This is a genomic window from Mycobacterium sp. E3305 (assembly GCF_001666785.1).
Taxonomy (GTDB): domain Bacteria; phylum Actinomycetota; class Actinomycetes; order Mycobacteriales; family Mycobacteriaceae; genus Mycobacterium.
This window is the reverse complement of sequence record NZ_LZJA01000015.1, coordinates 1-10054: the sequence shown is the minus strand read 5'-3', so window position 1 is coordinate 10054 and position 10054 is coordinate 1. Positions and strand designations below refer to the sequence as shown.

Genomic DNA, 10054 nt, shown 5'->3' with positions numbered 1-10054 from the left:
CTGGGCATGTACCCGGGTGCCGCGCAGCTGGGCGCGGAGGGTGCCGGCCTGGTGACCGAGATCGGCTCCGGCGTCACGGATTTGGCGGTAGGCGACGCGGTGATGGGCATCTTGGGCCTGACCGGGTCCGAGGCGGTCGTCGATCGCCGGCTGGTGACGCCGCTGCCGTCGGGCTGGTCGTTCGCGCAGGCCGCGGGCGTGCCGGTGGTGTTCTTGACGGCGTATTACGGGTTGTCGGTCCTGGGGGGCCTGCGCGCCGGCGAGCGGGTGCTGGTGCACGCCGGTGCCGGCGGCGTCGGCATGGCGGCCGTGCAGCTGGCCCGGCATTGGGGGGCCGAGGTTTTCGCGACCGCGAGCCGCGGCAAGTGGGACACCCTGCGCGCCATGGGCATCGACGACGATCACATCGCGGATTCGCGGACGCTGGAGTTCGAGGAGAAGTTCTCCGCGGCCACGGGCGGAGTCGGCGTGGAGGTCGTGCTGAACTCGCTGGCGGGCGAGTTCACCGACGCGTCGCTGCGGTTGCTGGGCCGCGGCGGGCGCTTCATCGAGATGGGCAAGACCGACCTGCGCGACCCGGCGGCGCACCCCGAGATCTATTACCGCGCGTTCGACTTGATGGAGGCCGGCCCGGACCGCATCGCGGTGATGTCGGCCGAACTGTTGCGCCTGTTCGCGACCGGAGCTCTAAAGCCCCTGCCCGTCAAGGCCTTCGACGTGCGTTGCGCCGCGGAGGCGTACCGGTTCGTGAGCCAGGCCCGCCACATCGGCAAGGTGGTGCTCACGATGCCCGACGGGCCGGCCGGGCTGGGCGGCGGCACCGCACTGATCACCGGCGGAACCGGCATGGCGGGTTCGGCCGTGGCCCGGCACCTCGTCGACCGCTACCGGGTACCGCACGTCATGCTGGTCAGCCGCAGCGGTGAGCGGGCGGACGGGTTGTCCGGGCTGGTCGCCGAGCTGCGCGAGGCGGGCGCCGAGGTGTCGGTGGTGGCCTGCGACGTGGGCGACCGGGACGCCGTGGCCGGGTTGCTGGCGCGGGTGCCGGAGCGCTTCCCGCTGCGCGGCGTATTTCACGCCGCGGGGGTGCTCGACGACGCGGTGATCGCGTCCCTGACACCGGAGCGTATCGACACGGTGTTGCGGTCCAAGGTCGACGGGGCGTGGCACCTGCACGAGCTGACCCGGGATCTGGATCTTTCGGCGTTCGTGCTGTTCTCGTCGATGGCGGGGATCGTCGGGGCGCCGGGTCAGGGCAACTACGCCGCGGCCAACAGCTTCCTCGACGGACTGGCGGCCTACCGCCACGCCCATCGCCTGCCCGCCCTGTCGATCGCCTGGGGGATGTGGGAAGAGGCGTCGGCCATGACCCGGCACCTGGGTGACCGCGACAAGGCGCGGATGAGCCGCGCTGGGCTCGCCCCGCTGTCCACCCGGCAGGCGCTCGGCCTGCTCGACGCCGCGCTGCTGACGGAGCCGCCCGTCGTCGTGGCCACCCGGCTCGACACCGCCGCGCTGGCGCACGCCGGCGCCGCGCTGCCACCGCTGTTGAGCCAGTTGGCCATTCGGCGCGCCCGACGGGTCCTCGACCCCACTGACATGGTGTCGTTGACCGGCCTGCGGGCGCGGCTGGACGGCCTGGCCCCCGAGCAGCGCCGGCGCGAACTGATCGACCTGGTGTGCGGCAACGCCGCCACGGTGTTGGGGCACAGCACCGCCGACGTCAACGCCGACCAGGCTTTCGGGGACCTCGGGTTCGACTCGTTGACCGCCGTGGAGCTGCGCAACAGGCTCAAGATCGCGACCGGCCTGACCCTTTCGCCGACGGTGATCTTCGATTACCCGACGCCGGCGGCGCTGGCCGAGCATCTCGACGGCCAGCTGACCACCGGCACGGCCGGTGCGCCGCCCGACCGAATGGCCCGCTTCAACGACGTGGCCCGCGAATTGCAGGCGCTGCTCGGGCAATCCGACTGGAGCCCAGGCGACAAGGCGCAGCTGGTCACCCGGCTGGAAGGCCTGCTGCGCTCGCTGACGGGGCCGGCGGAAGTGCACTACCCGGAGCAGCCGGACGACCCGTTCGACGACGACATCGCCACCGCCACCGAGAGCCAACTCTTCGCGATCCTCGACGAAGAGATCGGCCCCTAGCATGACGGACGTCGCAGTCATCGGCCTGGCGTGCCGATTCCCCGGCGCGGCAAACCCGCGCGAGTTCTGGGATCTGATCCGCAACGGCCGGGAAGCGACGCGGTTGCCCGGGGACGTCGCGGAGTTCGACGCCGACTTCTTCAACCTCTCGCCGCGCGAGGCGTGCGCGATGGACCCTCGCCAGCGGCTGGCCCTCGAACTGGCCTGGGAAGCCTTCGAGGACGCGTTCGTGGTACCCGAAAGCATTCGTGGCACCAACGTTTCGGTGTATGTGGGGGCGATGGCCGACGACTACGCGGTCCTCACGCTGCGCGACATCGCCGACAACCTCGACCACCACTCGTTCGCCGGCATCAGCCGGGGGATGATCGCCAACCGGGTCTCGTACGCCTTCGGTTTGCGCGGGCCGAGCATGACCGTCGACTCCGGCCAATCGTCGTCGCTGCTCGCCGTGCACCTCGCCTGTGAAAGCCTGCGCGCCGGCGAGTCGGCGCTGGCGATCGCCGGCGGGGTTCACCTGAACCTGGCCGACGAAACCGCAATGCTGGAGCGCGAATTCGGTGCGCTGTCGACGTCCGGTCACACCTATGCGTTCGATCGGCGCGCGGACGGTTACGTGCGCGGCGAGGGCGGGGGACTGGTCCTGCTGAAGCCGTTGCCGGCGGCCCTGCGCGACGGGGACCGCGTCCACGCGGTCATCAGCGGCAGCGCCGTCGGTAACGCCGGGCACAGCGCAGCCGGGCATACCGTGCCTTCCGTCTCCGCCGAGGCGGACGTGATCCGGCGGGCGCTCGCCACCGCCGGCCTCGGCGCCGGCGACATCGACTACATCGAGGCCCACGGCACCGGCACCAAGGTCGGCGACGCGGTTGAGGCCCAGGCGCTCGGCGAGGTGTTCGCGGCGCGCGAGCGCGCAGTGCACGTGGGTTCGGTCAAGACCAACATCGGTCACGCCGGCGGCGCGGCCGGGATAGCGGGCCTGCTCAAAGCCTTACTGGCCGTGCGACATTCGGTGCTGCCGCCGAGCCTGAACTACGCCGACGGCAATCCCGAACTCGAACACCTGCGCGTGAACACCGCCGCGCTGCCCTGGCCGGCGGCGGGGCGCCCGCGCCGCGCCGGTGTGTCGTCCTTCGGGATGGGCGGCACCAACGCACACGTCGTCGTGGAACAGGCCCCGCCGCAACCGGATACGCCCGCCGAACCGCACGAACCGCCGCTCGCATGGGTGCTGTCGGCCCGCTCGGGGCGGGCCCTGGCCAACCAGGCGCGCCGGCTGGCGGAGTGGGTGGCCGAGCCGGGGGTGAGCCCCGCGGACGTGGCGTGGTCGCTGGCGACGACGCGCTCGGTGTTCGAGCGGCGGGCGGTGCTGGTCGGCGGCGATTCCGAAGAGTTGACGCGCGAACTGGTGGCCCTGGCCGCCGGGGAGCCCGCCCCCGGCGTGATCGCCGGCCGGGCCGGGCCCGCGGCCAAGATCGCCTTCGTGTTCCCCGGCCAGGGCTCCCAATGGCCGGGAATGGGTCGCGAACTCCACCGGTGGTTCCCGGCCTTCGCGCGTGCCTTCGACGAGGCCGCGGCCGCGATGGATCCCCACCTGCGGTCGCCGTTGCGCGAGGTGATGTGGGGCACCGACGCGGAGCTGTTGCGCGGCACCGAGTTCGCGCAGCCGGCCTTATTCGTGCTCGAGGTCGCCCTGGCGGCGCTGTGGCGATCCTGGGGGGTGACTCCCGAGGTGGTGCTGGGTCATTCGGTCGGCGAGATCGCAGCGGCGCATGTGGCGGGGGTGTTGGCGCTGGGCGACGCGGCGCGCATCGTGGCGGTGCGCGGCCGGCTGATGGCGGCGCTGCCGGCCGGCGGGGTGATGGTGGCGGTGAGCGCCACCGAGGCGGAGGTCGCCCCGATGCTCGGCGACGGTGTCGGCATCGCGGCGGTCAATGGCCCCAATGCGGTGGTCCTGTCCGGCGAGCGCGCCGCGGTCACCGGCCTGACGGATCGGTTGGCGGAAAGCGGCAGGCGCACACACCGGTTGGCGGTCTCGCACGCGTTTCATTCGGCGCTGATGGAACCGATGCTCGACGAGTTCGCGCGCCGGATCGCCGACATCGAGCCGCAACAGCCGCGAATCTGCCTGATATCCAACGTGTCCGGGGAGCCGGCCGGCCCCGGCTACGGGTCCGCGCGGTACTGGGTCGAGCACGTGCGCCGGCCCGTGCGCTTCCTCGACGGCGTGCGCGCCGCCGAGACCCTCGGGGTGACGGCGTTCGCGGAGGTGGGCCCTGGCGGCGGGTTGAGCGCGGCGGTGGACCAGTCACTGACCTCCGAGCGGCCGATCTCGGTGACCACCCTGCCCAAGGACGGCGCCGAGGCCGAGTCGCTGCTGATCGCGGCCGGCCGCCTGTTCACCGCCGGGGTGGCCGTCGGCTGGCCGGCCGTGTTGGCCGACTCCGGGGGTCGACGCGTCGACCTGCCGACGTACGGCTTTGCCCGCCAACGGTTCTGGCTGGGTGGCACGCAGGATGTGCTCCGCCCCAACGCGACCCGGTCCCCGAATCTGGCCGAGCAGCTACACCGCCTGGCGCCCGAGGAGCAACAGCGGCGGCTGGCCGAGCTGGTCTGCGAGCACGCGGCCGCCGTCGCGGGACATCCGGACGCGCGGGCCATCGGTCGCGACCGCGCCTTTGCCGACCTGGGCTTCGACTCGATGACCGGGGTCGAATTGCGCAACCGGCTCACGACGGCGACCGGGTTGGCGTTGTCGCGAACCCTGATCTTCGACTATCCCACTCCCGCCGCGCTGGCCGACCATCTGCGCCAGCAGCTATTCCGCGGCGAGGACCGGGAATCGGACGAGGAAAAGGTGTGGTCCTCGCTGCGCAACATTCCGCTCGCCGAGCTGAGGAGGACCGGATTGCTCGACAAACTTCTCCTGCTCGCCGGCGGCCCGGAAAGCGTTGTGGCCCAACCGGTCACCGATCCCATCGACTCGCTGAGCCCCGACGCCCTCATCGCGATGGCACTGAAAAACCAGGACTCCGAATGAAAAAATGCCGAAGCAATAAGACACACGTCGAATACTTCAAACTTTTGCCGAATAACCGCCGATTGCTTAAACTTCGGAAATCGGCGAATGTCCCATTCGAGCTGGGACGCGGGCAAAAGGGTTGGGCATGAGCGTCATCGCGGGTGTTTTCGGAGCGTTGCCCCCGCATCGTTACAGCCAGGCCGAAATTACGGACCAGCTCGTCGAATTGCCGGCTCTGGCCGAACACGAGGAGATCGTCCGGCGGTTGCACGCCGCCGCCAAGGTCAACGGCCGCCACCTGGTCCTGCCGCTGGAGCGCTACCCGTCGCTCACCGATTTCGGTGAGGCCAACGAGGTGTTCATCGAACACGCCGTCGAACTGGGCTGCGAAGCGTTGCTGGGGGCGCTCGAGGAGGCCGGCCTGCAGCCACGGGACATCGACATGATCGCCACCACCACGGTCACCGGGGTGGCGGTCCCGTCGCTCGACGCGCGGATCGCCGGACGGCTCGGCCTTCGCCCGGACGTGCGCCGGGTGCCGCTGTTCGGGCTCGGTTGCGCGGCCGGCGCGGCGGGGGTGGGCCGCCTGCACGACTACCTGCGCGGCGCCCCGGACGGCGTCGCGGTCCTGGTGTCGGTCGAGCTGTGCTCGCTAACCTTCCCGGCGGTCAAGCCGACCGTGTCCGGCCTGGTGGGCACCGCGATGTTCGGGGATGGGGCGGCCGCCGTGGTCGCGGTCGGTGACCGTCGCGCCGAACGGCTGAGCCCCAGCGGGCCCGACATCGTCGATTCCCGCAGCCGGCTGTACCCCGAATCGCTGCACGTCATGGCCTGGAACGTCAGCTCGGCCGGGCTGCATCTGGTGATGTCGCCGGAGCTCACCAACTTCATCGACCGTTACCTGGCCGACGACGTCGGCCGCTTCCTGAGTGCCCACGGGCTGACCAAGGACGACGTGGGCGCCTGGGTGGCGCACCCCGGCGGCCCCAAGGTCATCACCGCGATCGGCAACGCCCTCGAGTTGCCCCCGGACGCCCTCGAGCTGACCTGGCGCTCGCTGGGCGAGGTCGCGAACCTGTCGTCGGCGTCGGTGCTGCACATCCTGCGCGACACCATCGCCAAGCCGCCGCCCGGCGGGGGCCCCGGGCTGATGCTCGCGATGGGCCCGGGATTCAGCGCCGAGTTCGTGCTACTGAGCTGGCGCTAGGTCGGTGGTGGCGACGACGTCGACGGTCAACCCCGGCTTCGGGGACAACGCGGCAAGGTTGGCCGCGCGGATGCGCTGAGGCGGCATCCGCAGTGTGGTCCTGGCGAGCAGCCGGGCCAGCATCACGGTCATCTCGGTGGTGGCCATGGCCGCGCCGATGCAGCGGTGCAGGCCCCCGCTGAACGGAATGAACTCGTGTGGGGCGGGCTTGCGGTAGTCCGGGGCGTCGGGGTCCCACCGCTCCGGCCGGAATTGCGTTGGCCCGGGCCAGATCTCGGGGATGCGATGCGTGACGTATGGGCTGAAGATGAGCAGCCGGCCCGCCGGTATGCGGTGGCCGTCGAAGGAGATCTCGCGGATCACCTTGCGCGCCGAGATCACCCCGGGCGGGTAGAGCCGCAGGGTTTCGTGCACGACGCCGTTGAGGTAGGTCATCGCCGTCAGGTCGCCCGCGCCCGGCGGCCGTCCACCGAGCACGCGCGCCACTTCGCGGGCCGCGGTGTCCCACGCACCCGGCACGGAGAGCAGCGTGTAGATCGCCCATGCCAGCGCGCCGCTGGTGGTCTCGTAGCCGGCGGTGATCAGTGAGATGACGGCATCGCGAATCTCGTTGTCGCCCAATGCGTAGCCCTCGTCTCCGCGACCGTTGATCAGCATCGTCAGCATGTGGTCGTCGGGCCGGGGCTCGGCCCGCGCGGCGGCGACCTGCTCGTCGACCAGGGCGTCGATGCGTTTCCGGGCGGCCACCGCCCGTCGCCACCCCGGGGCGTTGAGCCGCCGTTGCAGCGCAACCGACTGCGGCAGTTGGTGAGTCAGGTCCAGCAGCGGCTGCAGCTGTTCGCCCAGAAAGTCCGAATGGGTGGCCAGGCGCGGGCCGAACAGGCTCTCGGCGGTGCTGCGCCGCACCGCCGAGCGGCACGCGGAGTAGATGTCCAGCCGTTGCCCGGGTCGCCAGCCGTCGATCACGGCGTCGATGGTGGACACCATGGTGGCGACGTAGTCCTGGATCTGGCGGTGCCGCAGCCCGGGCGCGACGACGCTGCGCCGGCGCCGGTGATCGTCGCCGTCGCTGACGATCAACGCGGTGGGTCCGTCGACGATGGCGAGGTTCTGAAACGTCAACCGCCAGCTGAACGCGTCGGCGTTGGCGAACACGAACTTGTTCGCCTCGGCGCCCAGCAGGTAGGTGTAACCGTGCCGGGCGACGCCGGAGTTGATGACCGGGCCGCGCCGCCGGTACAGCGCCAGCAAGGCCTCGCCGGGCCGGTACCGCACGGGCGTCATTCCAGCGCCTCCGACAGCTCCAGCCAACGGCCCTCCGTCTCGGCGACCTCGTCCTCGAGCGCCCGCAATTCCCGGGTGAGCCGCGTGATGCCGACATGGTCCGACTGGTCGTGGCGGGCGAGGTCGTGGTGTTTGTCCGCGATCCGGTCGGCCAGTCGGGCGAGCTGGCGGTCGACGCCGGCCAGCTCCTTCTCGGTGGCCCGGCGCCGCGCCCCGGACATGCCTTGCGGCTCCGCGGGCGCCGGGCCGCCGTCCGCCGCGGCGCCGGCCTCGCGCGCCGCCAGCCGCAGGTACTCGTCGATGCCACCGGGCAGGTGCCGCAACCGGCCGTCGAGAACGGCGTACTGCTGATCGGTGATCCGCTCGAGCAGGTAGCGGTCGTGCGAGACGACGATCAAGGTCCCGGCCCACGAGTCGAGCAGGTCTTCCATCGCGGTGAGCATGTCGGTGTCGACGTCGTTGGTCGGCTCGTCGAGCAGCAATACGTTCGGCTCGGAGAGCAGCGTGAGCATCAGCTGCAACCGCCGCCGCTGCCCGCCGGAGAGCTCGCCGATGCGCGCGGACAACTGGCCGCGCCCGAACCCCAGCCGTTCCAGCAGCTGGGCCGGCGTCACCTCGCGGCCCTCGACCTCGTAGCCGCCGCGCAACCGGGCCAGGACGTCGGCGATGCGGTCGTCGGTGAGGCCGGCCAGGGCGTCGCCCTGCTGGTCGAGCACGGCCAGCTGAACGGTTTTGCCGCGCTTGACCCGTCCGGCGTCCGGCGCGATGGTCCCGGCGATCAGCCCGAGCAGCGTCGACTTCCCGGCGCCGTTGGCGCCGACGATGCCGGTGCGTTCGCCCGGGGCGATCCGCCATTCGACGTCGCGCAGCACCGGACGGCCGTCAAACGAGACCGACACGTCGAGCAGATCGATGACGTCCTTCCCGAGCCGGGCGGTGGCCAGCTTGGCCAGCTCGACGGTGTTGCGCAGCGGCGGCACGTCGGCGATCAGCTGGTTGGCCGCCTCGATGCGGAACTTGGGCTTCGAGGTCCGCGCCGGCGCGCCGCGACGCAGCCACGCCAGCTCCTTGCGCATCAGGTTCTGCCGCTTGGCTTCCGCGGTGGCGGCCAGCCGGTCCCGTTCGACGCGCTGCAGCACGTACGCCGCGTAGCCGCCCTCGAACGGCTCCACGATCCCGTCGTGCACCTCCCACGTCGTGGTGGCGACCTCGTCGAGGAACCAGCGGTCGTGCGTCACCAGCAGCAGCCCGCCGGTGTTGCGCGCCCAGCGCTGTTTGAGATGGTCGGCCAGCCAGGTGATGCCCTCGATGTCGAGATGGTTGGTGGGCTCGTCGAGGGCGATGACGTCCCACTCGCCGACCAGCAGCCGGGCCAGCTGCACCCGCCGGCGCTGACCTCCGCTGAGCGTGGATATCGCTGCGTCCCAATCGATGTCGGAGACCAAGCCGGCGACCACGTCGCGGACCCGGGGGTCGCCGGCCCACTGGTGTTCGGCCGCCTCGCCGACCAGCGTCCAGCCCACCGTGTGGGCCGGGTCCAGGGTGTCGGCCTGGCTGAGCGCGCCGACGCGCAAGCCGCTGCGGCGGGTCACGCGGCCCGAGTCGGGCCGCAGCTGGCCGGTGAGCAGCCGCAACAGGCTGGACTTCCCGTCCCCGTTGCGGCCGACGATGCCGATGCGCGCGCCGTCGTTCACGCCCAGCGTGACCGAATCGAATACCAGCTGGGTCGGATATTCGAGGCGGATGGCCTCGGCTCCCAATAGGTGCGCCACTGGCCCGACCCTACTGCGGCTACTCCAGGGTCAGCAGCGCCCGGTCGACTTCGCTCTGGGTCTCCGCCGACGCCTTGCTGGCCACCGCGTCCAGGAAGCGGCTGGCGAGGTCGCGCAGCTTCAGGTTGGTCTCCTGGGAGCGCCACACCAGGATGTCGAACGCCCGCTCGGCGGAGATGTCGTAGGCGGCCATCAGCACGCCCTTGGCCTGCTCGATTCGGGCGCGGGCGTCGGCCACCGCCGACAGGACCTTGTTGATGTCGGTCTGCAGCGAGTCGGTGACGTCGACGTAGAACCCGGACGTCCCGATCACGGTGCCGTGGTCGTCGAGCATCCGGTCGCCCGCGACGACGACGCACAGGGTGCGGCCCCCGGTGTCGACGATGCGGTGCCGACTGCTGAACGGCTTGCCCCGCATCACGCGGTCCAGGACGGCCAGCGCTGGGAGTGGTCGGACGCGGTCGCGCGGATGCACGGGTACCGGCCCGGGCAGGTCGAGCCCACCACGGACCTGCTGCTCAAGCACAAGCATCCCGAGGACCGCGAACGCGCCTCGGCCGTCCTGGACCGCGTGATGCGGGGCAAGCCGTTCAGCAGTCGGCACCGCATCGTCGACAC

General features: G+C 71.3%; 6 protein-coding genes and 1 pseudogene. 4 read left to right on the top strand and 3 right to left on the bottom strand.

The window, feature by feature from the left end:
* The 3 genes from A5701_RS01940 to A5701_RS01930 form a co-directional block, all read left to right on the top strand.
* A partial coding sequence (locus A5701_RS01940) for a type I polyketide synthase (protein WP_156669871.1) occupies window positions 1-2151 on the top strand: 2151 nt, incomplete at its 5' end.
* Between the two features lies 1 nt (window position 2152).
* Entirely contained in the window at window positions 2153-5191 is a 3039-nt protein-coding gene (locus tag A5701_RS01935; RefSeq protein WP_067747952.1) for a type I polyketide synthase, read from the top strand.
* 121 nt (window positions 5192-5312) lie between these two features.
* Complete coding sequence (locus A5701_RS01930; protein WP_368664924.1) at window positions 5313-6380, top strand: type III polyketide synthase; 1068 nt, start codon at window positions 5313-5315, stop codon at window positions 6378-6380.
* Here the strand turns inward: A5701_RS01930 and A5701_RS01925 are convergent.
* The 3 genes and pseudogenes from A5701_RS01925 to A5701_RS01915 all read right to left on the bottom strand — a co-directional run.
* Window positions 6363-7655: a cytochrome P450 gene (locus A5701_RS01925; RefSeq protein ID WP_156669872.1), complete on the bottom strand. Its 1293-nt coding sequence runs from the start codon at window positions 7653-7655 to the stop codon at window positions 6363-6365. The two genes, A5701_RS01930 and A5701_RS01925, sit on opposite strands and share 18 nt — an antisense overlap.
* A 5-nt stretch (window positions 7656-7660) precedes the next feature.
* Entirely contained in the window at window positions 7661-9436 is a 1776-nt protein-coding gene (locus A5701_RS01920; RefSeq protein ID WP_067747945.1) for an ABC-F family ATP-binding cassette domain-containing protein, read from the bottom strand.
* Window positions 9437-9455: 19 nt separating this feature from the next.
* Window positions 9456-9908 (bottom strand): annotated as a pseudogene (locus tag A5701_RS01915) (ANTAR domain-containing protein); the annotation flags it as partial.
* On the opposite strand from A5701_RS01915, the gene A5701_RS27150 reads away from it, so the two are divergent.
* A partial coding sequence (locus A5701_RS27150) for a PAS domain-containing protein (protein ID WP_231972746.1) occupies window positions 9825-10054 on the top strand: 230 nt, incomplete at its 3' end. The pseudogene A5701_RS01915 and the gene A5701_RS27150 sit on opposite strands and share 84 nt — an antisense overlap.

Excerpts from the sequence above, each read along its gene's own strand:
- A5701_RS01935 (WP_067747952.1), top strand. The coding sequence starts at position 2,153 with ATGACGGACGTCGCAGTCATCGGCCTGGCGTGCCGATTCCCCGGCGCG.